The following is a 25964-nucleotide window of genomic DNA, read 5'->3' on the forward strand; positions in this document are numbered from 1 at the left end:
CGGTAGTTCCCGCTGTCGCGCCAAGGTGGCAACCCCTCTGGGGCTGCGCCTGCCTTCGCGCTGGTTGACGCATGCCATGATCCTGTCATAAAATGACAACATCATGGCTGTTCAAAAACCTGAACCGCCCGTCTCCCGGCGGCGAGCACAACGCGGTTGGTCACAAGCCGAACTGGCGCGGCGCGCGGATATTCCCCGCACCACCATCAGCGCCATTGAAGGCGAACGCCTCACCCCTTCCGTCACCACGGCATTGGCCTTGGCGCACGCGCTCGAATGTTCCGTTGAGGAGTTGTTCAGCGACGCGACGTTGCCCGCACCCACCGGGCCGACCTGGGCTTGGATGCCCCGGACGGAACCGTGCCGGTATTGGGAAGCGGAAGTGGGCGGACGCCGCTTGCTCTACCCGGTGGAAAGCCTGGCGCTGAACGTGATTCCGCATGACGGCGTGTGGCGCGGCGGGCCGGGCCGGGATGTCGGTGAAACCCTGGCGACGTCCACATTGGTGTTGGCGTGTTGCGATCCTGCCGCCGGCTTGCTGGCCGCGGAATATGCGCGGGCCAGTGGTTTGCGGCTGATCGTGTTTCCGCGCAGCGGTGGCGAGGCCATTGATTTGTTGAAGCGCGGTTTGGTGCATCTGGCGGGACTGCACCGCTCCACTCAGGAGCATCCCGAGCGCAATCTGGAAACGGTACGCGAAGAGTTGGGCAACGGTTTCCGTCTGGTACGCGTGGCGGACTGGCAGGAGGGGTTGGCGCTTCGGACGGACTGGCGTGCGCGCTCGCCTTCGAGCATCGCCCGTCAGGTGCAGCGCTGGGCGTTGCGTGAGACCGGTTCAGCAGCGCGGGAATGTCTTGATCAACTCCATGCCGGCGCCTCGGGTCAAACGGTTCACAGTCATGGCGCCGTTGCGGAAGCCATTCGCGGCGGCTGGGCGGAAGCGGGCGTATGTGTGCGGCTGTCCGCCGAGGAATCGGGCCTGAACTTTCTGCCGGTTCGCACCGAGGCTTTGGACTTTTGTTTCTCCGGAAAACGCCAACACGATCCTCGCTTACAAGCGCTCCTGCGACTTTTGCGCAGCCGCTCGTACCGCCAGATGGTTGGCGAATTGCCCGGGTACGATGTCCAACACACCGGCGAAGTTCTCTCAGTCTGACTGGCATGGTCCCCGTTCCGTCCAATCCGCCCGCAACCAACCAGGCGTTCACGCTGATCGAACTTCTGGTGGTTATCGCCATAATTGCCGTGTTGGCGGGACTGCTATTGCCCGCGCTGTCACGAGCGAAGGAAAAATCCCGGGCAACCCAGTGCATCTCAAATCTGCGTCAATGGGGACTCGCTGTGCAAATGTATGCGGAAGATCACGACGGTTTCCTGCCGCATCCGGATGATCGCCGCCGCGATGGCGGCACCCTTGGTTCGACAACGCATCCCGAGCATGATTTCAGCTACGTGGATCTGCTGCCTGCGTATCTCGGTTCCACGGCGTGGCGAGACTTCCCGGCGGACGCAAAGCCCACCGGCGGAATCTGGCAGTGCCCCTCCGTCCGATTGTTGGCGGAAACCGAATACGATTATCGCCCGGTCACTGAAGGCTATCACAGCTACGCAATGAACTCCTATCTTGCGCATGATTTCCTCTACGGTTTGCCGTGGGGCGCAGAGTTGCAACCGAGCTTCCTAAAATTGTCGCGAGCAGCCGCTCCCTCCCGCACCGTCGCAATGTTCGAGCAGACCCTTGATCCCCGGGCGGGTTACGGTCAGGCGGGATCGTTCCGCCTGGCTGGATATCAAACCGCCGAGGACGCACGCGCCGCCACCGAGCGTCATGCCCGACGGCGAAGTGAATTGGGCGGCATCGTGCTGCATCTCGACGGTCATGTGCGCTGGCGCAACGATCTTTGGGACAAGTCGCGCTCCAATCCACGCATCCCGCAACGGGGCGATCTCACCTGGTTTCCTTACTATTACTAAACCAACTCGATTCAAATGAAACTTATGCCATCCAGCATCAAATTTGACATCACCCTCACGAACACATTCCGTCGCCGCCAATGGAAATGGCTGGCCACCGCTTTGGCGATTGGCAGCCTGCCGTTACTGATCCACGCCGTGGACTTCCCGATCACGACCGACACCTATCTGGACAGCCGCGCGGACAGTCAAACGGTGAACTTCGGTCTTAATGGGAGCGTGCGAGTTTTGGTGAATAGTGATACTTCGGTAACACGCGGATTGTTCGCCATTCCAGAAGCGTTGGGCGCGTATCCGCCCGAAGCCATTCAGGAAGCGCGGGTCTATTTTTATGTGTTTCAGGACAACACAAAGACTCGCGAGATTCGCCTCTATCCCTTGACCACGACATTTGTCGAAGGCACGGGAGGCACGGGGGCGGAGGCCACGGGCGCAACCTGGCTCGCTTCTGACGGCATCAATAATTGGACCACTCCCGGCGGGGATTTCGACAGCGACCACGCGGTGGTGGGAGTGAAGGAGCCAGTGTTGGACCCGGATCTCAACGACCGATTTTTCAGTTGGGACATCACCGAGCTGCTTACCAACAGCTTGACGCGATCCAACCTCCTGACGCACGGCGCAATTCTCATCATTGACGAATCTCCCATCCCCGCGACCAGCTCGGATCGCGCGCCGTTTACGTCCTCGGAAAGCACCTCCAATCCCGCGCCGTATTTACCCCGGATTGCGGTCACCCTGCGCGGCCCAATTCTGAGTCTGGTCAAATCAAGCCCGACTGAATTCCGTTTACATATCGCCAATGCCACCCCATCCCGATTTCATCGCATCGAACGATCCTTCGACTTGAGTTTGCCGGAGAATTGGACGGAGGTCGCCACCCTCGAGGCAACCGAAACTGAAATCAACTGGACCGACGCCGCGTTCGGCGCCGAAACAAACGTGTTCTATCGCGTAGTCGTCGAACCATGAGCGGCAACGGCCAATCACTGCCGCTCGTGCGGCTGGTCACCGGCGCGCGGGGCGCAGGCAAAACTCACTGGTGTGAAGGTGCGATCGCAAACGCGCGGGCAGCCGGACACGAGGTTCGGGGGCTGCTATCTCCCGGCGACTTTGTGGCTGGAAAGAAAATCGGCATTCGCGTGCGTGACCTTCATTCCGGAGCGGAACGCCCGCTGGCCAGAGCTCATGCTCCTTCCGGCGCGGACACAAAGCGCCTTTGGGATTTTGATGACAAGATCCTGACGTGGGCCAACGAACGGTTGCGAGCAGTGAGTCATTGCCACACGCTGGTGGTGGACGAAGTTGGGCCAATGGAATTGTTGGAAAACCGCGGATGGACGGCAATCTGGTCGGTCTTGCGCGACTGCGATTTCGCGCAAGCGATCCTGACGGTGCGACCCGCACTGCTTGAAACCTGTCAAACCCGAATCGGTCAACTCGGCGAGTTCAGTTGGGAAGTCATCTCTTGCCCAATCGGAAAGGACCTTAGTGCTTCACTCACGCAATAAACCGAATTTATCCGCTTGTTCTGAGGAGCGCACCCACTTCGGGCGCGACGCGAGAGCGCGCCAAACCACAGCCAGAACCGCGCTCTCCAACCCATTTCACTGGGTGGTTTTGGTCAAACACCATGCCGTTCACGTCGCACTGGTGGCGCTCTGTTTTTGCGCACTTACGGCCGGCGCGCAGTCTTCCCGTTTGACGTTGACCAACCATGCCGGACGCGAATTGCAATTGGCCGAATCGCCCGTGCGCCTCGTGGTGGCCGGGCGCGGTTCATTCATGATCGTCCACGCCGCCACGCTGTTCCCCGAGGCAAAGACTCGACTCCTGGCCGCCGCGGGCGGACGCCAGTTGCAGGGCGACGACCTCGATTTCCTGATCCAAGCCGGACGACTATCCACCAATCTGATGCGGCTCGGCGCGGAAGTCGGCCCCGAGCAACTTGCGCCGTTACATCCCGATCTCGTCTTGCTCAAGAGCGCTTCCGTGCGACTTAGCGACGCGCTGGCCAAGGTGCGCATTCCCGCATTCGATTTTGATTTGGAAACACCGGAGCAATACGAACAGGAGTTGATTGCTCTCGGCAACATCCTCGGCAACACGCAACGAGGTGTGGACTTGGCGGCTTATTACCGCGAATGTCGGACCAGGATCGCCAGTCGTTTGAGTGACGCGCCGCCCGAGCAACGCCCACGGGTTCTGTTGGTTCAAGCCTCGGTCCGCGGCGGGGCGCTTTCCTTCAGTGTGCCGGGGGTGGATTGGATGCAAACCCAACTGATCCAGATGGCTGGAGGGCTTCCGGTCTGGCAAAGTGCGGCTACGCGCAGTGGTTGGTCCGTCGTTGGTCTGGAACAGACGGCGATTTGGAATCCCGACGTAATATTGGTGGTGGACTATGGCGAGGGAAACAACGAGATGGCGACGCGCATTCGAGACGATCACACTTGGCAAAGACTGGACGCGGTGAAACGTGGCAAGGTCTGGACCTTTCCGCGCGATTTCGTCTCTTGGGATCAACCCGACCCGCGCTGGGCCTTGGGTTTGATGTGGACGGCCAAACGCCTGCATCCGGATCGCTTTACCGAACTAAACCTGTGGGCGGAAGTGGTGGCCTTCTACCGGTGGTACGGCCTGAATGAAGCCGAGGTAACGGCGCAAATCAAACCGCGACTGCGTGGTGACTGGCAATGAACTCATGACGCGTCCGCCCTGGCTTACTTCACCCTGGCTGCTGCCCGCGCTCTTGTTGCCGCTGATCCTCTTGTCGCTGTTGCTCGGGCGTTATCCGCAACCGCCGGGAATGTCGGTGCGCCTGCTTTGGGAGGATGAACTGGCCTGGGAATTGGTTTGGAATCTGCGCCTGCCGCGCGTCTGCGCCGCCGTGCTGCTGGGCATGGCGCTGGGTGGAGGCGGCGCGGTGCTGCAAATGCTGTTTCGCAACCCACTGGTCGAACCGGGTTTTCTAGGCGTATCCCAAGGCGCGGCGTTCGGGGCGGCGCTGGCCATCCTCTTCTTCAAAGGCGCGATCGTTTTATTGCCTTTGAGCGCCGGATTGTTTGCGTTGGGCGGACTAGCCTTATCCTACACGCTCGCGCGACATCTCAAATTTGGCGGTTGGATCATGCGCCTGATCCTGGCAGGCATCGTGGTATCCGCGTTATTTGCGTCAGGGCTTGGCCTGCTGAAAAGCATGGCGGACCCGCGGCGCGAATTACCGGAATTGACCTTCTGGTTGCTTGGCGGATTATGGGGTGTTTCCTGGAGCGATGTGCAACGCATGGTCGTCATCGTTGTTCCCGCCCTGGTTGTCATCGGTTTGATGCGCTGGCGCATTTCAATTCTCGCACTGGATGAGGCCACCGCGTTTTCGTTGGGGGTGGCGGCGGGACGCGAACGCGCCCTGTTGGTGGTGGCGGCAGTGGCGGCGACGGCGGCGGTCGTTTCTGTGGCCGGCATGGTGGGTTGGATCGGCCTGCTCGTGCCACACATTGCCCGGCGTTTATTAGGCGCAGATGCGCGTCATTCCCTGCCGGGCGCCATGTGGCTGGGCGGTATCTTTGCCCTGGGCTGCGATGATCTGGCCCGCTTCCTGACGGCGGGAGAAATTCCACTCGGCATTCTCACCTCCCTGATCGGAGCGATTGGTTTCACCGTCATTCTCCTGCGGGGAGCAAAGTTGACTCGCGAATGAAACCGCCCCAACCCATCTTGCGTCTGGAACGGATCGTCTTCAGTTATACGAAGGCCGAACCGGTGTTGCGCGACGTTTCGCTGAGCCTCACCACGGGTGCGCTCACCGCCATTCTCGGCCCGAATGGCGGCGGCAAAACCACATTGCTACATTTGTTGCTCGGTTGGTTGCAGCCACAAGCGGGCGTATTGCATCTGAACGACCGGCCATTGAGCGCTTTCAGCCATCGAGAACGCAGTCGCCTGATCGGGTTGGTCCCGCAAAGCGAACACATTCCCTTCGAGTTTACATTGCTGGACTATGTCTTGCTCGGGCGTGCCCCGCATCTCGGCCCGTTGGAGTTGCCGGGAGCCCCAGACCTGGCGGCGGCGCGGCAAGCCATCCAGCGCGTCGGGTTGAATGAACTGATCTCGCGTCCACTGACGCACATGAGTGGCGGCGAACGCCAACTGGCGACGATCGCCCGCGCGTTGACGCAACAACCCGCCGTTCTCCTGCTGGACGAGCCTACCTCACACCTCGACCTCGCCAATCGTCGCCGCGTGCGCGACGTGTTGCGCCAACTGGTCAGCGATGGGATTACCGTGATCTGCACCACGCACGACCCGGCTTTGGCGGCGGGGATGGCCGATGCCATCGTCTTGATGCGCGCCGGCGAAGTTGTTGCCGCTGGTCCGACTGAAACTACCTTGACCTCGGAAAAGCTCAGCGCAACCTACGGCCTGTCGGTTCGCGCCCGCCGCATTGACAATGATTGGTTGATCACTTCATAAAGGCACACCGCCACGTCATGCGCATCGGCACCGAAAACGCGATCCTGAGTTACGTCGTCGCGCGTTTCATCCGCGATTTAATTTCCATGCTCGCCCGGGTCGAGTAGTCTTGCGGCATCGTTATGCCCAAAAAGTTCGCGCCCATCAAAGTCGCCACCAAAAAGCCTGCGCGTCTCGGCGCGGCAGGATTGTTGTCGGAGGTGCGCGGACTCATCCTCGCGGCGCGCGAGCAAGTAGCGCGGGCGGTGGATTCTGGTCTGGTCACGCTCTATTGGCACATCGGTCGCCGCGTGCATCAGGACATCTTGAAAGAAAAGCGCGCGGAATATGCCGCCGAAATTGTCGCTACGCTGTCGCGACAATTAGAGACTGAGTTTGGCCGGGGCTTCAGCGAAAAGTCGCTGCGGCATATGCTCCGGTTTGCCGAGGCTTTCCCCGATGAGCGAATTGTCTCCGCGCTGCGGAGACAATTGGGGTGGACGCATTTCAAGTCCATCATCTATCTCGAAGACCCGCTCAAACGCGACTTCTACGCCGAGATGTGCCGCATCGAAAAGTGGAGCACGCGGACGCTGGAGAAGAAAATTGGCGGGATGCTTTACGAGCGGACGGCGTTGTCGAAGAAGCCGGACAAACTCATCCGGCAAGAGCTGGCGGCGTTGCGCGAGGAGGACAAGCTCACGCCCGACCTCGTGTTTCGCGATCCTTACGTGTTGGATTTTCTGCGCCTGCGTGACACTTACGCGGAGCGCGACCTGGAAGCGGCCATCCTGCGCGAGATGGAGTCGTTCATCCTCGAACTCGGCGTTGGCTTTGCGTTTCTTGAACGACAGAAGCGCATCATGGTGGACAGTGAAGACCATTATCTCGACCTGCTATTTTATCATCGTCACCTGCGGCGGTTGGTGGCGATTGATTTGAAGTTGCGCGAGTTCAAGCCCGGTGACAAGGGCCAGATGGAATTGTATCTGCGCTGGCTCGACCGCCACGAGCGCAAGTCGGGCGAGGAAGCGCCCATCGGCCTGATTCTCTGCGCGGGTCAGCGGCAGGAGACGGTGGAGTTGCTCGATTTGGAGAAGTCCGGCATCCGCGTATCGTCTTACTGGACAAATGTGCTACCGAAGGAGCAGTTGCAGAAAAAGCTGCATGAGGCGGTGCGATTGGCGCGGGCACGATTAGTGGAGAAAACGGAGACGAAGAAGACCTCACCCAAGAGAAGGAAATTGTGATGAAAATGCATTGGAGTCGTTGGTCTTACGATTTATCGGGATTCATAAGAAACTTTATTGCAGGTTATTTTTGAAAAGTTTTTGCCAGGTTGAATTGCGAGCCTGCCGGTTCGCGCCCGCCGCGTTGACAATGATTGGTTGATCACTTCATGAACTCCAACTCCACCATTGACTGGCTCGCCCATTGGGGATCCCTGGTCCGGCAAAAGGACGCTGGCAGACCCGCCGCCACATCCGTTGCCGACACTGACGACAAGTGGCGAACCCGCGCGGCGGACTATGCCCGCCACGCTCCACTCCGGAACGAAGGTCGCCGGGTGACCCAAGCGGTTCTGGCCTCGGTCTGCCAGGCAGTACCCAATGCGACGGTGCTCGACATCGGAGCGGGAACGGGAATCTGGAGTGTGCCGCTGGCAAATTGGGCCTGCCGCGTCACCGCTTTGGAACCGTCCCCGGCCATGCGTGCGCAATTGGAAAAAGCGGTGGCGACGGCGGGCGTTGGCGACCGCGTAACGATTGATTCGCGGGCCTGGCCTGGCATTGAAATCCCAGGGCACGACGTAGCGCTATGTGCTCACGTGCTCTACGGCATCGCCGACTTTCGTGGTTGGATTGAAGCCATGACCTCGAACGCTCGCGAGTTGTGCGTGTTGCTGCTTCGCGCACCCGCCAGCAATGATTTCATGAATGAAGCGCGACGCTTGGTTCAGGAAACGCCCGCGACAAGACCCGATGCCTTTCTGGCCGTGAACGCGCTCTGGCAGATGGGAATTCGTCCCCACGTCTTGATGGAAGCCGTCGCGGCCCCGTACTCGGAAATCTACCCGGATCGCTCGGCGGCCTTGGCTGATTTGAAGCAAATGCTTCATTTGCAAGCCGAGTCGCGTTATGACCAATGCTTGACGGAACTGCTGGAGCGGCGGCTGAGTCGAACCCCTGAGGGCTTGCGACTACCGCCCCGACCACCCACTGCCATTCTGATGTGGCAACCGCCGGGCTACACTCGCACGCTGCTTGAACTACTGGCAGCGCTCACCACGAAATTCTCAACGGAACGCCCGTGAGATTGCGGAGGTGATTCAGTGGAAGGAAAGCTTTGATTGAAGTCCGAAGGAGGGATTGACTAGACTGCGGCTGCTTACCAGCTTCACTGGTATCGGTTAAATTTACATGGAGCATTCGATGGACAAACATGAATTGAAAAACAAAGTGGCATTGATTGGTGGCGGCGCCAAAAACCTGGGTGGGCTGATCAGTCGCACTTTTGCGCAGGAAGGCGCCCGGATTTGTGTGCATTACCACAACGAGGCGACCAAAGCCGAGGCCGATAAAGTGGTGGCGGAGATCAAGTCGGGAGGCGGCGAAGCTTTTGCGGTAGCTGCGGATTTCACCAAGCCGACCGAAGTGGCGGGAATTTTCACTGCCGTTAAACAAAAATTCGGCGGAATTGATATCGCCGTGAACACGGTGGGCAAGGTGCTGCGCAAGCCGATCATCGAAACCACCGAAGCGGAATACGACAGCATGATGGCCGTCAACGCCAAGTCCGCTTATTTCTTCATCAAGGAAGCCGGACTGCATTTGAACGAGGGCGGTAAAATCATCACCATCGTCACCTCGCTGCTGGCCGCTTTCACTGATGGTTATTCGACCTATGCGGGCGGCAAGGCGCCAGTGGAACACTTCACCCGCGCGGCGGCCAAAGAATTCGCCAAACGCGGCATTTCCGTCACGGCGGTTGGTCCCGGCCCGATGGATACCCCTTTCTTTTACGGTCAGGAAACGCCTGAACGCGTGGCGTACCACAAATCACAATCGCTCAATGGCGATTTGACCAAGATCGAAGATATCGCCCCCATCGTGAAATTTTTAGCGACGGAAGGCTGGTGGATTACCGGTCAAACCATCTTCGCCAACGGCGGTTACACCACGCGTTGACATCCCGGAATTTCCGGTCGAGGCACGCCGTGCGGAATAATCCGACGGCGCGCGCTTTCGTTCAGATGAACTCGTTGATCAAGTTTTCCAGATACTCCTGGCGGCCGCTGGCGTTGGCGCTGATTTCGCCTTTTTCGAGCATGTACGCTTCCAGTTCCTTGAAGCCGACTTTGCCCTTTTCGATCTTGGCGCCGATGCCCGAGTCCCACGAGGCGTAGCGCTGCCGCACAAATTTGTCCAAGCGTCCATCCTGGCGAATTGCGACGGCGATTTTGAGGCCGCGCGCAAACGCGTCCATGCCGCCGATGTGGGCGTGGAACAAATCCACCGGTTCGAAACTTTCACGTCGCACCTTGGCGTCGAAATTGACCCCCCCGGTTTTGAATCCACCATATTTCAACACGCTCAGCATGGTGTAGGTCGTGAGATAAATGCTGGTCGGAAACTGATCCGTGTCCCAGCCGAGCAATTCATCGCCCGTGTTCGCATCAATGGACCCTAACGCGCCCGCCGCGCCGGCGACTTCCAACTCGTGCTGCATGGTGTGTCCGGCCAGCGTGGCGTGGTTGGTTTCCACATTCAGTTTGAAATGCGGTAACAGTCCGTAGGCGCGCAGAAAATTCAAGCACGCCGCCGCATCCGAATCGTACTGATGCTTGGTCGGCTCTTTCGGTTTGGGTTCGATATAAAATTGTCCCTTGAAACCGATCTGCTTTTTATAGTCCACCGCGAGGTGCAGCAATCTGGCCAAGTGATCCTGCTCGCGTTTAAGGTCCGTGTTGAGCAACGTCATGTAGCCTTCGCGCCCGCCCCAAAAAGTGTAACCGCTGCCCTTCAATTCATGCGTGATCTCCAGCGCCTTTTTGATCTGGGCCGCCGCGAACGCAAAAGCATCCGCGTTACAACTCGTGCCGGCCCCGTGCATGAAGCGCGGATTGGAAAATAGATTGGCCGTCCCCCACAGCAACTTGACCCCGGTCCGCTTCTGTTCGGCCTTCAACACCCGGGCCACGGCATCCAAATTTTTGTTGCTGGCGCGCAAACTGTCGCCCTCCGGCGCCAGATCGCGGTCGTGGAAGCAATAAAACGGCGCGCCGAGTTTTTCAAAAAATTCAAACGCCACCCGCGCGCGATTTTCGGCGTTGGCAACCGAATTGGAACCGTCATCCCAGGGGCGCTGCATGGTACCGGCCCCGAATGGATCGCTGCCCGTGCCCCGGAACGTATGCCAATACGCCACGGCAAAGCGCAGGTGTTCGCGCATCGTTTTGCCGGCCACCACCGCATTGGCATTGTAGTGCTTGAACGCGAGCGGGTTCTTGGACTTTGGACCTTCGTATTTGATCTTGGGGATTTTTGGAAATGCTGCGGGCATGATGTTGTAATTCGTTATCACCGACCTCCTGAAGCGGCCTCCGCAAACCCAGGCGCGGCGGTCCGGCTTCAGTTCAATCTGGAACGAGAATGCCGGGGCGGATTCGCTTTGGCAATCTTTCCGTGCGGCGGGCGGGCGTGCCAATGGAGTCTGGAGTTGCGCTGTGTCGGTGATTCTGCCAACACTATGTCGTCGGATGCGTGGCTGGGGTCTTAGCTCAGTTGGTAGAGCGTCTCGTTCGCAATGAGAAGGTCAGGGGTTCGAACCCCCTAGACTCCACCAGCCACTCCTCGAAGACTCGCCCAGTTACACAATAATTATCACCCTATGCCCCGCCCGACTTCACTGGTAAAAACAATGATCGGGGTCGGTCTCGCCAGTGTGCTGCTCTATGTCGCCGGCTTTTCCTGGATCGAACATAATCGCTACAAAAAGGGGCCTTGGGAATTTACCTTTCTCGAATCGAACCAGACGCCCACACTGCAAATCACGCAACCTGCCTTGGGACTGAGCAACGTCACCCTCGTTTTTTTTGACGCCCCCGCGCCCACCAACCTGCCGCAAACGGTTCGCTTTCATTTGGGAGAAAAGCCGCCGTTCGAGCTTCCGTTTGGGCGCTGCGTATTTCTCGATACCTTGTTCCTGCCGGGCACCGTCGTGGTGAACGTGTTTGGACACGAAATCCAGGCGTTGCCGCGCGCCCTGACCATTGACCGCCTCGAACGGCCCTGGAAATCCGGGGAGAAAATACTTTTGACCAATCGCGCCTCCGCTACATTGTCCCCCGAGTGAGATATGTTGCTGGTCATTGATAACTACGACTCGTTCACCTACAACATCGTGCAATACCTCGGCATGATGGCGGTGGACCTGCAGATTGTCCGCAACGACCAGATCACCGTGGCGCAGGCCCGGGAGCTGCATCCGGAGCGTCTGCTCATTTCTCCCGGCCCCTGCACGCCCCAGGAAGCGGGCGTTTCCAATGAAATTCTGCGCGCCTTGGGCCCGACCATTCCCACGCTCGGAGTCTGTCTCGGACATCAATGTATCGGCCACGTCTTTGGGGCCAACGTCGTGGTCAACCACCAGATGATGCACGGCAAAACTTCGCTCATTCAGCACCACGGAAAAGAACTGTTCGCCGGAATGCCCAACCCCTTCCCAGCCACGCGATATCACTCTCTGATCATTGAGCGAGCGTCGTTGCCTGATTGCCTGGAGGTCACGGCGGAAACCGACGCCGGTGAAATCATGGGCGTGCGTCACAAGGAATTTCCCATCTGGGGCGTGCAGTTTCACCCCGAAAGTATTCTCACCGAAAACGGGGCCGACATTTTTCGCAATTTCCTGAAACTGAAATAAGCGATCCGGCGCGGGATGGCTTCCACCTCGTTCAGAGCGAAATTCACCGTAACGCGGGACGCTTGACCGGATGCTTCGCTCTGCCCTACGTTCGTGACCATGTCGCCGCGCAAAATTGGGTTGGCCCTTTTCGGAATCGTCGCCTTGATCGGATTGAGTTCCTGGGGCGCGCCCCGGCCGAACATTCTGCTGATCCTGACGGATGACATGGGCTTTTCCGATCTCGGTTGTTATGGCAGCGAGATTGCCACGCCGAACCTGGATCGGCTCGCAGCCGAAGGACTACGCTTCACTCAATTTTACAATACCGCTCGCTGCTGGTCGTCGCGCGGCTGCCTGATGACCGGCTATTACGCGCAGGCCATTCGGCGGGACACGCTGCCGGACATCCCCAGCGGCGGCAACGGTAAACGCCCCCGCTGGGCGGCGCTGGTCAGCGAATTTCTGCAAGCTGCCGGGTATCGCTGCTATCATTCCGGCAAATGGCACATTGACGGAGAGCCGCGACAAAACGGCTTTCATCGCAGCTACGAGGTGCGGAATGAGAATAACAACTTTCGGCCCGGCACCGACGTGGAAGACGGTCGCCCGGTGCCGCCGGCGGAAAACTATTATTCCGCCACCGCGTTTGCGGATCACGCCATCAAATGCCTGAAAGAACACGCGGCCAATTATGCGAACCAACCTTTCTTTGCCTACCTGTGCTTCATCACGCCGCATTTCCCGTTGCAAGCGCCCGCCGCCGATGTTGCGAAATATGCGCACACTTACGACGCCGGTTGGAACGTGATGTCGCAACGGCGCTACGAGCGGATGACGACTCTGGGGCTGGTGCATCACGCCCTGCCGCCGATGCAGCGCGACGTCGGGCCGCCGTATTATTTTCCCGAAGCGTTGCGGCAACTGGGCGAGGGAGAAATCAATCGGCCGTTTCCGTGGAGTGAACTGACGCCGGTTCAACAAAAATTTCAAGCCGCCAAAATGTCGGTTCACGCCGCGATGGTGGACCGGATTGATCAGGAGATCGGGCGCGTGCTGAAACAACTTCAAGCCATGGGCGCTTACGAAAACACGTTGATCCTCTTCGCCTCCGACAACGGCGCGAGCGCGGAAATCATGGTGCGCGGCGACGGGCACGATCCCGCCGCGCCACCCGGTTCGGCTCAATCCTTTCTTTGCCTGGGACCGGGCTGGTCGAGCGCCTGCAACACACCGTTTCGTCTGCACAAAACCTGGGTGCATGAAGGCGGGATCGCCACCCCGTTAATTGCGCATTGGCCGGCAGGTATCAACGCACGCGGCGAATTGCGCACTACTCCCGCCCACTTCATTGACGTGGTGCCAACCCTGCTGGAAGTCGCGCAAACCGAAAAACCGAAAATGATTCACAACCTCCCCGTCCCGCCCGCTCCCGGAAAAAGTTTGGTCAGCGGGTTTGCCAAAGACGGCAGCGTCACGCACGACCAGCTTTGGTGGTTGCACGAGGATAATCGCGCGATCCGCGTCGGCGATTGGAAACTCGTCTCCACCAAAGGCCCGTGGGAATTGTATGACCTCGCCAACGACCGCGGCGAAGCGCATAACCTGGCGGGTCAACATCCTGAAAAAGTGAAGGAACTGGCGGCGCTTTGGCAGGCACAGACAGCGCAGATTCGGGAGCTGGCCCTCACCGATTTACCACCGCCAGCGGAAAGCGCGCCCCCCAAGAGTTCGAGGTGAATTAGCAGTGGAATCGAACGAGAATCGTGATTCCGATTAACCCCGCTAGTCTTGAGCAATTGCCATCAGGGCGACAAATGGATTGGCCTTCTTCACTACGCACACATCCTCAATTTTCTTGAGGAATTGTGCAAGCCGGTAGCCGTCCAGTCCGAACGATTTGCTGCGGGCGACCCGGCAGCCAAAATGGTTGGGATCGCGGCAACGTTGACCGCCAATGGTTGGAGCGGTGACGCCCTTCTTTCGCCCCTTCAGGGCTTGAGGCGTTTTGGGATCGGTGCCCCAGGGTGGCGTCGCTGCGCTCCTTACCCTGGGCTATGCTCTCCCGCCCCGTTGGGGCTGTGGTAGTGGCGTTCGCACTCATGCTGCGAGCACCTCGTTGAGTTCATCAAGTAGCTTGGGCAGTTGCTCTCCGAAGAGTCGTCCAGAGTGACCGAGCCGAGACGGCTCGGTTCGGCTGGTTTGGAACTGCGGCGGGACGCCGCAGCCACGTTCTTTAGTTGCACAAGCCAGTCGGATGCGAGGAGCGGAATTGGGACCACCCCTCACGGCGCAGATTGAATTGGCGGGTTTCAGCGGCTCAGCGTCCGCAGCACTGCTTGTATTTTTTGCCGCTGCCGCACGGACAAGGATCGTTGCGTCCCACCTTCGGACCGGAACGCACGGGTTTGTTCTTTTCCACGGCCGCGGCCGCTTCACTGACCACGTCACTGGCTTTTTCCTGGGCGGCGGCTTCACCCGCGCCGCCAAAAGTGCTGGTGGTTTGATGCAGCGTCCGCTGCGGCACGTTGCGCAGAAAGTTTTCGAAGGCGGCCAGGGATGAGGCGCTGCGGAAGATGTTGTGGCAAATCTCGGTTTTGATGTTCACCATCAACTCGTCAAAAATCTTGTAGCCTTCCGTCTTGTATTCAATCAGCGGATCGAGCTGGCCATGCGCGCGCAGGCCGATGCTGTAGCGCAGGCTGTCCATGTCGTAGAGGTGCTCCTGCCAAAGCCGGTCAATGGCGCTCAGGATGGTGTAGCGTTCCACCGCCACCAACTTGTCCGGCTCCTCAAAACTGACCTTCAACTCGTAGGCCTTGCGAATGCTGTCGCTGATGAAATTGCACACGGCAAACTGCGCCGCGCTCAACCCGTCGTAAAGCGAACCCGAAACCGGCTCTTCGGTGCCGGATTGCGCCGCTTTGAGCAGTTCGCCCTCGGGCATGCCCAGCGGGAAGTTCGCGTTCACCCAATCCGCCAGGCCGCGCAAGTTCCACTGTTCCTCGTCATAATCGCCCTTGGTGAATTGCTCCACCTTGGTAATCGTGACTTCCTCCATCACGTCCATCAACCGGTCGCGCACATCGGCGGCGTGGATGATTTCATTGCGAAAACCATAAATCACCTCGCGCTGCTTGTTCATTACGTCGTCATATTCCAACGTGCGTTTGCGGATTTGGAAATTGTGTTGCTCCACCCGTTTTTGGGCCTGGCCGATGGAGCGATTGAGCAACGGATGCTCCAGCTCCTGGCCTTCTTCAAGGCCGAGTTTTTCCATGTACTTGACGATGTTGCCCGCGCCGAACAAACGCATCAGATCGTCTTCCAAGGAAACAAAAAAGTGCGATGAACCCGGATCGCCCTGACGCGAGCAACGACCGCGCAACTGGCGGTCAATGCGGCGCGCCTCGTGACGTTCCGTCGCCAAAACGTGCAACCCGCCCAGTTCCGCCACGCCCGAACCGAGTTTGATGTCCGTGCCGCGACCCGCCATGTTCGTGGCGATGGTGATGGCGCCCCGTTGTCCGGCGCGCGCCACGATTTCGGCTTCCTGCTGGTGATGCTTCGCGTTCAGCACCGAGTGAACCAGCTTCTCCCGGTTCAGCATCTTGGAGAGCAACTCACTGACCTCGACGGAAATCGTACCGACCAGAATCGGTCGCCCTTGGGCGTGGATGGTTTTGATTTCCTTCAACACGGCGGTGTATTTCTCCCGCTTCGTTTTATAGACCGAGTCGTTGGCGTCCTTGCGCAGACAGGGTTTGTTGGTCGGGATGACCATCACGCCGAGTTTATAGATGTCCAGGAACTCGCCGGCCTCGGTTTCCGCCGTGCCCGTCATGCCGGCCAGTTTGTGATACAGACGGAAGTAATTTTGAATCGTAATGGTCGCCAGCGTCTGCGTTTCGCGTTCGATCTCGACGCCTTCCTTGGCTTCCACCGCCTGATGCAAACCATCGCTCCAGCGGCGCCCCGGCATCAAGCGCCCGGTATTCTGGTCCACGATGAGCACCTTGTTCTCCTGCACCACGTATTCCACGTCCTTGGCGTAGAGCGAATACGCCTTCAGCAACTGCGAGATGGAATGAATCTTCTGCGCCTTGGTTTCAAAGTCACTTTGCAACTTGGCCTTGGCTTCGAGCCGCTGCCGTGGGTCAAGATCGGGCGATGAATCAATTTCGTGAATGGCCACGCCCAAATCCGGCAGCACAAACGCATCCGGGTCCTGAGGCGACATCAAATTGCGCCCCTTCTCCGTCAGATCGGCTTCGTGACTTTTCTCGTCAATCGCGAAGAACATCTGCTCCTTCTCCGCATACAGCTCGACCTTCTTTTGATCGAGATGCAACGAAAGCTCGGCCTCGTTCATCATCTTGAGGTTGTCCGGCTCTTCCAACAATTTGAGCAACACTTCGGATTTGGGCTGTCCCGTCTTCACGCGGAACAACAGCAAACCGATTTCCCGGCGCAACGCATCGGGATTTTGGGGATTTTCACCGTTGGTGGGATTGAGCTTTTTCAGTAAATCTCCGGCTTCCGATAAAAACCTCGCGCACAAGCGTTCCTGCGCGCGCACAACGGATTCCACCAGCGGCTTCCACTGCGCGTATTGCTCATCAAACGTTCGCACCGCCGGGCCGCTGATGATGAGCGGCGTGCGCGCCTCATCAATGAGGATCGAGTCCACTTCATCCACGATCGCGTAATAGTGGCCGCGTTGGACCTGTTCCTCCTTGCGCGTGGCCATGCCGTTGTCGCGCAGGTAATCGAAGCCGAACTCGGCATTGGTGCCGTAGGTGATGTCGCAGTTGTATTGCTCGCGACGGATGTGCGGCGGCTGATCGTGCAGGATGCAACCCACCGTCAACCCGAGAAATTTATAGACCGCTCCCATCCATTCGGAGTCACGGGAAGCGAGATAATCGTTCACCGTCACGACGTGTGCGCCCCGTCCGGTCAGCGCGTTCAAATACACCGGCGCGGTGGCCACGAGCGTTTTACCTTCACCCGTCGCCATTTCCGCAATCTTGCCAGTGTGCAACGCAATACCGCCAATCAACTGCACGTCAAAGGGAATCATTTCCCATTTGGTGGGATGTCCGCGGACGCTGACCTCCTGACCGTACAAGCGGCGGCAGGTATTCTTCACCACCGCAAACGCTTCCGGCATGATTTCCGTCAGCCGCGCCGCAAGTTTGGCGTCATCTTCAATCGCGGAAAGCTCCGCCTTCCAAGCGGCGGTCTTGGCGCGAAGCTCATCGTCAGAAAGCGATTGCAGACTCGCTTCGATTTCGTTGATCCTGGCGACCATGGGCCGCAGCTTTTTGACTTCGCGGTCATTTCTTGACCCCACGATCTTCTTAAAAATGGCACCTATCATATTTGCCGAAAACGGCGAAAAGTTACGGTAGAAGAACCGAGCCAACCGGTCAAATGATTAGCAAAAATCATTCGCCCTCCCGGGCCAGCGCATCTCGATCCTGTGGCCCCGATTTACGGAACGAGAACGCGCGGCCGGCACGAGACCGCCCATCGAATGAAAAACCTCCAGGCCGGTGAGACGTTAGTTACCCCTGTATTTTCGCATGGCTCACGTCGTTCGCGATCCACCTCAACCGCAGGGTTTAAGCTGGTGAAAGCCCGGCGTAACCGCCGCGCCATTGCACCCCCGTTTCCGGTTTCCGTTGAAAATCGGCGTGGGCCTTGTTAGTTTTCGCCTCCATGTCGGCTGTGGCCAAAGCCCCGCAATCTCCTTCCAAAGCGAAGGTCTTCGTTCGGCGTCTTACCAGCACCACCCTGTTGTGGGCCGTGGTATTGGCAGCGATGTTTTCCGGCAACGCATTGGTTTCCGATATTGTCTTTACCTGTTTCGTCAGCGTGTTCGCCACCGTCGGACTGCTCGAATTTTATCACCTGGCCGAAAAACGCGGGCTGGCTTGTTTCAAAATCGTCGGAATGGTCGCCGGACTGGTGCTGACGCTGCTCGTCGCCGCGCCCAGTGCCGGCTGGTTGGGCACAGTGCGGCATCCGGCACAGGTGAACGATTTGGAAAGCGCCTGGCTCGCTTTGGTGGTGTTGGGACTTTGCGTGCGCCAACTGTACGCCAAATCAAGTCCTTCCGGCTTGATCGCCATCGCGACCACGCTCTTGGGTTTGCTGTACGTGCCGTGGTTGCTGAATTTTTTCCAGAAGATCAATTTTTTTCCGGGGTTGAACGGCAACGGAAAATTTTTCGTGCTCTACTTTATTTTGGTGACGAAATTCAGCGACACCGGCGCGTACGCCATTGGTTCCCTGATCGGCAAACACAAGTTGATTCCGCGCGTCAGCCCGGCGAAAACATGGGAAGGGTTCGTCGGCGCGATTGCGGTGGCGACGGGCGCGAGCGTGGTCTATGTGCATTTCCTGCAAGACAAAATGCCGGGGATGACGTTGCCACACGCGATCGTGCTGGGGATTTTCCTCAGTGCCACCGCCGTGATTGGCGACTTGATCGAATCCATCTTCAAGCGCGAGGCGGGAGTCAAGGACTCGGGACATTTCTTTCCGGGCATCGGCGGAATTCTGGATTTGCTCGATAGCTTGCTGTTCAATGCGCCGCTCATGTATCTCTATATGCGCTATGTGCTGGCACTCGGTGAACCGGGGTTGTCGCCTTGAGCGTCGGCTCATGGTAACGAGCTAACCCTCGTTTCGCTTGCGCGAATGACTGCCAATGAAACTTGATCGCATGTTAAGACCCGAAGAATTTTTGTCATCAACCCTCACTTCAACCCGCCGCGAACGCTTATGAAAAACGTGGTGGTTCTGGGCAGCACGGGTTCAATCGGCACCAGCACGATCAAGGTGGCGGAGGATTTGCCGGATCGCATCCGCCTGCTCGGCCTGGCGGCCGGCAACAACACCGCGCGGTTGGTGGAACAGGCGCGACGCCATCAGCCCGTGGCGGTGGCCATCAAAGACGCCACCAAAATGGCGGAGCTGCGGGAAGCGCTCGGCGCCAGTTGCGAGATTTATTCCGGTGACGAAGGATTGATCAAACTGGCCACGCATCCGCAGGCGGACATCGTTCTGATTGCCATCGTGGGCACGGCGGGACTCGCGCCGGCGCTCGCCGCCATCCGGGCCGGCAAAGATATCGCCGTTGCCTCCAAGGAAATTCTCGTCATGGCCGGCGAAATCGTCATGCGCGAAGCGCGGCAACACGGCGTGCGCGTGTTGGCGGTGGACAGCGAACACTCCGCCATCTTCCAATGCCTCGACGGCAAGCCCGCGGCTTCCGTGCGGAAGCTTTGGTTGACGGCCAGTGGCGGGCCGTTTCGGGACAAAGCCGTTTGGCCGCCGGAAAAGTTTGCCCGGATCACGGTGGCGGACGCATTACGCCATCCCTCCTGGGTGATGGGAAAAAAGATCACCATTGATTCCGCCACCCTGTTCAACAAGGGGCTGGAGATGATTGAAGCGCGCTGGTTGTTTGACATCGAAATGACGCGCGTGGACGTGCTGGTGCATCCGCAAAGCATCGTTCACTCGATGGTGGAATTCGTGGATGGCGCATTGCTGGCGCAGCTCTCCGCGCCCGACATGTGCCTGCCCATTCAATACGCGCTGACCTATCCCGAGCGGGTCGTGAGCACGCGGGTGCAAACCGACTTCACCGCAATCGGTCGTTTGGAATTCGAAGCCCCGGACGTGGAACGCTTTCCCGCTCTGAGCTTGGCGCGACGCGCGGGCGAGGCGGGCGGAACCCTTCCGGCTGTGTTCAACGCGGCGAATGAAGTCGCGGTGGAAGCGTTCCTAAACCAACGGATCAATTTCCCGCAGATCACCGCGACGGTTCGGCGCGTGATGGACGTTCACAAAAACCTCAACCACCCGACGTTGGAACAAATTTTGACGGCTGATGCGTGGGCGCGGCGGGAGGCCGCACGATGTTGATTCGCAGCGGTGAAACGCAGCCCAAAGCCACCCGGCGCATCCGGACTTTACGTCCGTCATTGCAGCCGGGGCAATCGCCGCTATACTCTCTCTGCTCCATGGGGGCAAAGTAACTTAGCATGTCCACACTGAAAATCGTTCTCGTGGTGTTCGAAGCGCTGCTGGCGTTGAACCTCCTCATCTTCGTTCACGAATTGGGCCACTTCCTGGCCGCCCGCTGGCGCGGCTTGAAAGTCGAACGCTTCGCCATCTGGTTTGGCAAACCCATCTGGCGCAAAAAAATCAACGGCGTGGAATACGCGCTCGGTTGGATTCCCGCCGGCGGCTACGTCTCCCTGCCGCAAATGGCCACCATGGAAGCCATCGAGGGCAAAACCACCGAGAACGCCGACCAACTGCCGAACGTTTCGCCCTTCGACAAAATCATCGTGGCGTTTGCCGGACCGCTGTTCAGTTTCTTGCTGGCCGTGGCCTTTGCGCTGGCGGTCTGGCAGGTCGGCAAGCCCACCAATAGCGTGGATAAGGAGCCGTTGGTGGGTTGGGTTATTCCCGATGGCCCCGCCGCCAAGGCGGGCCTGTTGCCGGGCGACCTGATCGTGGCGGTGGACGGACATCCGGTGGACAGTTTTGGCTCGCAAACGGAGGACAGCGTCATCTGGCGCATCATCACCAGCAGCGGCACGAACATTGCCCTGACTTATGTTCGCAACCAGCAAACCAACACCGTTTACGCCGTCCCCGTCAAGCGCCAGACCAAATGGTACGAACGCAAGGCGCTGCGCCAGATTTCCATCGAGAGCAGTACGGAAGCGCTGGTTGGTTCGGTGCTGTCGAACAGTCCCGCCGCCCGCGCGGGTTTGCAACACGGGGACGAAATCATCGCCGTCAACGGCGAGAAAATTTACAGCATCTCCGCGGTGGAATACGCCAAGGAAGCCATGACCAATCAGGATGCCAAGCCCATCAGCATTACGGTGCGGCGCGAGGGCAATACCTTCGCAAGTTCGTTGCTGGCGGAAAAACCGCTTTCGCCCACAAACGCGCCGCCCATGTTCGGCATCGCCTGGCTGCAAAAGAGCGATCACCGGTTGACCTACCCCGGCCCGTGGGAACAGATCACCGTCAGCGCGAATCAAATTTTTTCCACCGTTGGCGCAATCATTTCCAAGCACACCGAGATCGGCCCGCAGCAACTCGGGGGCGCCGTCATGATCATTCGCGCCTACACGATCTTTTTGCAAAGCGAGGATGGCTGGCGTTGGGTGCTGTGGTTCAGCGTGCTGTTAAACGTCAATCTCGCACTGCTCAACCTGTTGCCGCTTCCAGTGTTGGACGGCGGGCACATTTTATTGTCCCTGATTGAGTTGGTCCGACGCAAAGCGCCCAGCCCCAAAATTCTGAACATCATTCAAAGCACCTTTGCGCTGCTGTTGATTACTTTCATGCTGTGGATTGCTTTTTACGACATCGGCGATTGGGTTCGCAGCAGCGGTGGACGAGGGCGGGCGCAACCCATCGTCTTTGCGCCTAAAAACTGATCACTTTATGCGTTACTGTGAGTCTCCCTACTCCTTCCGGCGCCGTTTGACCCGGGAAGTTATTATTGGCGACCCCGCAAAGGGCGGAGTCATTGTTGGCGACAATCATCCGGTGGTCATGCAATCCATGCTCACCTGCGACACCATGGACACGGAGAAATGTGTCCAACAAACATTGGAACTGGTGGCGGTCGGTTGCCAGATCGTGCGCATCACCGCGCCCACCGTCAAAGACGCGGCCAACCTGGAAAATATCGTCGCCGAACTGCGTCGGCGCGGGTGCCAGGTGCCGATTGTGGCGGACATTCACTTCAAACCGGAAGCGGCAATGGAAGCCATCAAATGGGTGGAGGTCATTCGCGTCAATCCCGGCAACTACGCCGATTCCAAAAAATTCGCAATCAAAGAATATACTGACGCGCAATACACGGAGGAATTGGAGCGCATCGAAGCGAAGTTCACCCCGCTCGTTTTGGAATGTAAAAAACTGAACCGCGCCCTGCGGATCGGCACCAACCACGGCTCGCTGTCGGATCGCATCATGAACCGGTACGGCGACACACCGTTGGGCATGATCGAGAGCGCGCTGGAGTTCGCGCGCATTTGCCGCAAGCACGACTTTCACAACTTCAAGTTCTCGATGAAGTCGAGCAACCCGAAGGTGATGATCGAGTGCTACCGGCTGCTGGTAACGCGACTCCAACGCGAAGGTTCCGATTGGAATTATCCGTTGCACCTCGGCGTCACCGAAGCGGGCGATGGCGAAGACGGACGCATTAAAAGTGCGATTGGCATCGGCTCCCTGCTGGCCGATGGCTTGGGCGATACCATCCGCGTTTCGCTGACCGAAGATTCGCCGCACGAGATCGAGGTTTGCCGCGATTTACTGGCGCAGCTTCCGGTTCTCACAAACTCAGCACCGGTCGCTTATGATCCGCAACCCGCCTACGATCCGTATCACTTTCTGCGGCGCGAGACTCCCGAAATCGCGCTGACCGATCGTGTAAAATGCGGCGGCACACAAGTCATTCGCGTGATGGTGACCCGCGACGTATTCAACCAGGTCGCGCCCAAAATCTCCCCGCGCGCCGACGTGAAGCCGGAGGCGATTTACGAAGCGACCAATGTCCTCGAACTCGATCCGACTCAGGAGATCGCGCTCGATAGCAACGACCAACTCGTCACGGTCAAAGACGGCACCCAGCTCCCCGCCCTCGCCGCGTTCCGGCTGTTGGCGGCCAAGCTGAAACGCCTGGGGCGATCCAATCCGATTCTGCTGAAAGACACGCTAACCATTGAGCCGACACCTTTGACGTCCAAAATCGCGCTGCTGCGCGCCTCGATCGTCATTGGCGCTCTACTGGCGGACGGAATTGGCGATGTTATTTTGGTGCGCGGCGAACCCGACGCCACCAAATCGCTGAAATTGTCCTTCAATATTTTGCAAGCGGCCGGTTGCCGTTCCTTCAAGACGGACTACGTCGCCTGCCCCAGTTGCGGGCGCACGCTGTTCAATCTTCAGGCGGTCACCGCGCGGATTAAAGCGCGCACCGATCACCTCAAAGGCGTGAAGATCGCCATCATGGGTTGCATCGTGAACGGTCCGGGCGAGATGGCCGATGCGGACTTTGGTTACGTAGGCGGCGCGCCGGGCAAGATCAATCTCTACGTCGGCAAGAAGGCGATCAAATTCAACATTCCCGAAGCCGAGGCCGTGGAACAGTTGGTGGACTTGATCCGTGAACACGGCAAGTGGGTTGATCCCTGACCTGACTTGGGAAAAAGCTGGAGCCAGCTGTCGGGATTGAACCGACGACCGACGGTTTACAAAACCGTTGCTCTACCACTGAGCTAAGCTGGCCCGCCACGGCGGAGCGTGACGCCTTTCAAAGAAACCGGTCCACCCGGCTTCGTCAAGATGAACCTTGCCGCGTCATGGAAATTCCGCGCCCTCACCAGACCTTGCGCCACCGCCCGATCAGCCAGACGACAAACAACCCCAGCGCCGCGCCCGAAGCATCTATGATCACATCCCACGGTGAGCCTTGGCGTCCGGGAACAAACCTTTGATGCAACTCATCAGACATCGCAAATAGCGTCGCCAAGGCCCAGGCCAGGCCCGCGTGTCGCTTCGACCAGCCGGTGCGTTGCTCGGGATGGGTCGAATGTCGCAACGCCCACCAGACCAGAATCGCGAACACCGCGTATTCCGTCACGTGTGCGCCCTTGCGGGCGGCAAACACGATGCGCCACAAGGCGGCATCCGAAATCTCGGGCACCAACCAGCGCACCACCGGAGCGATCAAACGCGAGGAACGTTGCGCGGACCCGGTGTCGCTGGAGCCAAAATAAATGACGCCGGCCCAGATGACCGGCACCAACCAATATTTGCTGAGCGACTTGAACTTCGACACAGTTTTTAGACCCACTCCGCTTTCCGCCCCCTTGCCCTCACCGGAGGAAATCTTCGGCAACTTTTCACCGAAAGAAGCGAGGCTTGTACCGCCACAGCGGAAACTAACACAAGCGCAATCAACCTAAACGTCAAAAATTTTCCGCGGTTGATGGAACCGCGCCGCCGCTCCCACAAACCTTGTCGCACCGTAAAGCCGCCTCACAAATACGGACTTAGCAGACGCGCGGCGCCATCGCGGAGTCGAACGAAGAGGGAGCGTTGATCCACCTCTTGCAAGGTGGTTTGCCGGCTGATCCGCAGTTGCGCGTCAAACCAGGTGGCCAATTCCCGGGCGAGCTGCGGATCGTAACATTCGACGTTGAACTCGAAATTAAGTCGCAAGCTGCGCGGATCCCAATTCGTCGAGCCAATCAGCGACCAGGCATCGTCCACCAGAAAGACTTTCGAGTGATCGAACGGCGGCGGCGAGAGCCAGATCCGACACCCGTGTTCCAACACCTGCCACCACATGGCCCTGGAGGCCCATTGCACCAACGGCAGGTTACATCGGCTCGGCAACAAAATATCCACCTGCACCCCTCGTAACGCCGCCAGATTAAGCGCCGCCACGATCGTCTGCTCCGGTAAGAAATATGGCGTGGCAATACGCACGGATTTTTTGGCGACCGACAAGGCGGTCAGAATGGTCCAGCGCAGTTTCTCAAAATCCTCATCCGGCCCGTCCGTAATGCCGCGGGCAATGATCGGACCGCAGCGTTCCAGACACGGAAACCATTTCTCACCCGCTAAAACCTCCTGAGTTGTAAAACACCAGTCCTCGACAAAAGCCTCCTGCAAATGCGACACCACCGGTCCTCGCAGTTGAAAGTGCAAATCGCACACCGGCGATTTCGGCTGCTTGCTGAGCCAGTGACCGATCCGGATGTTCATGCCGCCGGTGAACCCCAGTTGGCCATCCACCACGAGCAGTTTGCGGTGGTTGCGCAAATTCATTTCCAACAGCCGCCGCAGCGGAAAAGTGCGCAGGAAGCGGGCACACGGAATTTTCTCTTGTTGTAACGCGCCCAGAATCGAAGGCCATGAATATCGAATCCCGGTTGCGTCAATCAAGACCCGCACTTGCACGCCACGGCGGACCGCATCCCCCAGCGCCTTGACGAAAGCCAGGCCGGCGGCATCGCGATCAAAAATGTAAGTGGCCAGCGTGACGCTCTCCTTCGCGTTGGCAATCGCCTCCAGCATTGCCGGATAAGCGGCATCGCCATTGACGAGCAGTTGCACCCGATTGCCCGGCAATAACGAGCGCGGCAGGATGTTGGCCATGGTTTCAGCCAGACCGGCCAGCGGTTGATGTTCCGGCTGAAATAACGCGGCCAGATCCGTCGGTTGAAGTCCGGGACAGCCGCTCCGATTGGCAAAGCGTTCCTGATCTCCGCGCAAGGACAACGCGCGACGTTTGATGCGGTTGACGCCAAAAACGAAATAGGCCACGGCTCCGATCAGTGGCGTGAACCAGATAAACCCCACCCACGCCGTGGCGGCGCGCGAGTCGCGTTTGTAAAGGAGCGCGTGTCCCGACGCCAATACGTCAAGGGTTATGGTCAATAGCGCCACCAACCAGTGCCAGATTTTTGCGAGCGATGCGAGCCAGTCCATACAATGCGCGTGGCCGCAGAATAGTTTCTTTATCCGCAGATGAACACAGATTTTCGCGGAGGGTAAAACCGACCTTGTAGCGGCCG

The 25964-nt window shown here is 58.6% G+C and carries 21 protein-coding genes and 2 tRNA genes; 18 read left to right on the forward strand and 5 right to left on the reverse strand.

Translation table 11 applies throughout. From position 1 onward, the window contains the following. The first annotated feature begins 103 nt into the window (after window positions 1-103). From M9920_00290 to M9920_00335, 10 genes are all read left to right on the forward strand, one after another. Entirely contained in the window at window positions 104-1156 is a 1053-nt protein-coding gene (locus tag M9920_00290) for a helix-turn-helix domain-containing protein (GenBank protein ID MCO5050732.1), read from the forward strand. Between the two features lie 5 nt (window positions 1157-1161). Then, entirely contained in the window at window positions 1162-1974 is an 813-nt protein-coding gene (locus M9920_00295) for a type II secretion system GspH family protein (protein MCO5050733.1), read from the forward strand. A gap of 24 nt (window positions 1975-1998) precedes the next feature. Next, the gene (locus M9920_00300; protein ID MCO5050734.1) at window positions 1999-2946 is read left to right on the forward strand and encodes a hypothetical protein; all 948 of its coding nucleotides are present in this window, start codon (window positions 1999-2001) and stop codon (window positions 2944-2946) included. Beyond that, complete coding sequence (locus tag M9920_00305; GenBank protein MCO5050735.1) at window positions 2943-3485, forward strand: hypothetical protein; 543 nt, start codon at window positions 2943-2945, stop codon at window positions 3483-3485. The genes M9920_00300 and M9920_00305 overlap by 4 nt, the downstream gene beginning before the upstream one ends. Window positions 3486-3588: 103 nt before the next feature. Further along, entirely contained in the window at window positions 3589-4671 is a 1083-nt protein-coding gene (locus M9920_00310; GenBank protein MCO5050736.1) for an ABC transporter substrate-binding protein, read from the forward strand. A 4-nt stretch (window positions 4672-4675) separates the two neighbouring features. Next, a complete protein-coding gene (locus tag M9920_00315; protein ID MCO5050737.1) occupies window positions 4676-5671 on the forward strand; it encodes an iron ABC transporter permease in 996 nt (331 codons plus the stop codon). Continuing rightward, the gene (locus tag M9920_00320) at window positions 5668-6444 is read left to right on the forward strand and encodes an ABC transporter ATP-binding protein (GenBank protein ID MCO5050738.1); all 777 of its coding nucleotides are present in this window, start codon (window positions 5668-5670) and stop codon (window positions 6442-6444) included. The genes M9920_00315 and M9920_00320 overlap by 4 nt, the downstream gene beginning before the upstream one ends. Before the next feature lie 122 nt (window positions 6445-6566). Beyond that, entirely contained in the window at window positions 6567-7673 is a 1107-nt protein-coding gene (locus M9920_00325) for a PDDEXK nuclease domain-containing protein (protein MCO5050739.1), read from the forward strand. A gap of 149 nt (window positions 7674-7822) precedes the next feature. Further along, a complete protein-coding gene (locus M9920_00330; protein ID MCO5050740.1) occupies window positions 7823-8737 on the forward strand; it encodes a class I SAM-dependent methyltransferase in 915 nt (304 codons plus the stop codon). 118 nt (window positions 8738-8855) lie between these two features. Then, the gene (locus M9920_00335) at window positions 8856-9611 is read left to right on the forward strand and encodes an SDR family oxidoreductase (protein MCO5050741.1); all 756 of its coding nucleotides are present in this window, start codon (window positions 8856-8858) and stop codon (window positions 9609-9611) included. A 61-nt stretch (window positions 9612-9672) separates the two neighbouring features. Here the strand turns inward: M9920_00335 and xylA are convergent, their stop codons facing one another. Then, a complete protein-coding gene (xylA, locus tag M9920_00340) occupies window positions 9673-10986 on the reverse strand; it encodes a xylose isomerase (GenBank protein MCO5050742.1) in 1314 nt (437 codons plus the stop codon). 206 nt (window positions 10987-11192) lie between these two features. Between xylA and M9920_00345 the strand changes: the two genes are divergently transcribed. The 4 genes from M9920_00345 to M9920_00360 all read left to right on the forward strand — a co-directional run bounded on the left by M9920_00345 (window position 11193) and on the right by M9920_00360 (window position 14067). Then, window positions 11193-11268: transfer RNA gene (locus tag M9920_00345), tRNA-Ala, on the forward strand. 45 nt (window positions 11269-11313) lie between these two features. Beyond that, window positions 11314-11778: a hypothetical protein gene (locus M9920_00350; GenBank protein MCO5050743.1), complete on the forward strand. Its 465-nt coding sequence runs from the start codon at window positions 11314-11316 to the stop codon at window positions 11776-11778. A gap of 3 nt (window positions 11779-11781) precedes the next feature. Beyond that, complete coding sequence (locus M9920_00355) at window positions 11782-12348, forward strand: aminodeoxychorismate/anthranilate synthase component II (GenBank protein ID MCO5050744.1); 567 nt, start codon at window positions 11782-11784, stop codon at window positions 12346-12348. Window positions 12349-12447: 99 nt separating this feature from the next. Then, window positions 12448-14067, forward strand: a complete 1620-nt coding sequence (locus M9920_00360) for an arylsulfatase (GenBank protein ID MCO5050745.1) — start codon at window positions 12448-12450, stop codon at window positions 14065-14067. A 580-nt stretch (window positions 14068-14647) separates the two neighbouring features. Here M9920_00360 and secA read toward each other — a convergent pair. Next, the gene (secA, locus tag M9920_00365) at window positions 14648-17710 is read right to left on the reverse strand and encodes a preprotein translocase subunit SecA (GenBank protein MCO5050746.1); all 3063 of its coding nucleotides are present in this window, start codon (window positions 17708-17710) and stop codon (window positions 14648-14650) included. Window positions 17711-18051: 341 nt separating this feature from the next. On the opposite strand from secA, the gene M9920_00370 reads away from it, so the two are divergent. From M9920_00370 to ispG, 4 genes are all read left to right on the forward strand, one after another. Continuing rightward, window positions 18052-18990, forward strand: a complete 939-nt coding sequence (locus M9920_00370; protein MCO5050747.1) for a phosphatidate cytidylyltransferase — start codon at window positions 18052-18054, stop codon at window positions 18988-18990. Between the two features lie 129 nt (window positions 18991-19119). Then, window positions 19120-20268 (forward strand): 1-deoxy-D-xylulose-5-phosphate reductoisomerase, encoded by a 1149-nt coding sequence (locus M9920_00375; GenBank protein MCO5050748.1) that lies wholly within the window; start codon window positions 19120-19122, stop codon window positions 20266-20268. Between the two features lie 119 nt (window positions 20269-20387). Continuing rightward, complete coding sequence (gene rseP / locus M9920_00380; protein ID MCO5050749.1) at window positions 20388-21806, forward strand: RIP metalloprotease RseP; 1419 nt, start codon at window positions 20388-20390, stop codon at window positions 21804-21806. A gap of 7 nt (window positions 21807-21813) precedes the next feature. Next, on the forward strand, window positions 21814-23574 hold the full coding sequence (ispG, locus tag M9920_00385; protein ID MCO5050750.1) for a (E)-4-hydroxy-3-methylbut-2-enyl-diphosphate synthase: 1761 nt from the start codon (window positions 21814-21816) through the stop codon (window positions 23572-23574). Window positions 23575-23592: 18 nt separating this feature from the next. Here ispG and M9920_00390 read toward each other — a convergent pair. The 3 genes from M9920_00390 to cls all read right to left on the reverse strand — a co-directional run bounded on the left by M9920_00390 (window position 23593) and on the right by cls (window position 25878). Continuing rightward, a tRNA-Thr gene (locus tag M9920_00390) sits at window positions 23593-23667 on the reverse strand. Between the two features lie 91 nt (window positions 23668-23758). Further along, window positions 23759-24220 carry a VanZ family protein gene (locus M9920_00395; GenBank protein ID MCO5050751.1) on the reverse strand — a complete coding sequence of 154 codons (462 nt, stop codon included), beginning with the start codon at window positions 24218-24220 and terminating at the stop codon, window positions 23759-23761. Window positions 24221-24420: 200 nt separating this feature from the next. Further along, the gene (cls, locus tag M9920_00400; protein ID MCO5050752.1) at window positions 24421-25878 is read right to left on the reverse strand and encodes a cardiolipin synthase; all 1458 of its coding nucleotides are present in this window, start codon (window positions 25876-25878) and stop codon (window positions 24421-24423) included. Window positions 25879-25964 lie beyond the last annotated feature (86 nt).

The organism is Verrucomicrobiia bacterium (assembly GCA_023953615.1).
Classification (GTDB): Bacteria; Verrucomicrobiota; Verrucomicrobiia; order Limisphaerales; family JADLHS01; genus JADLHS01.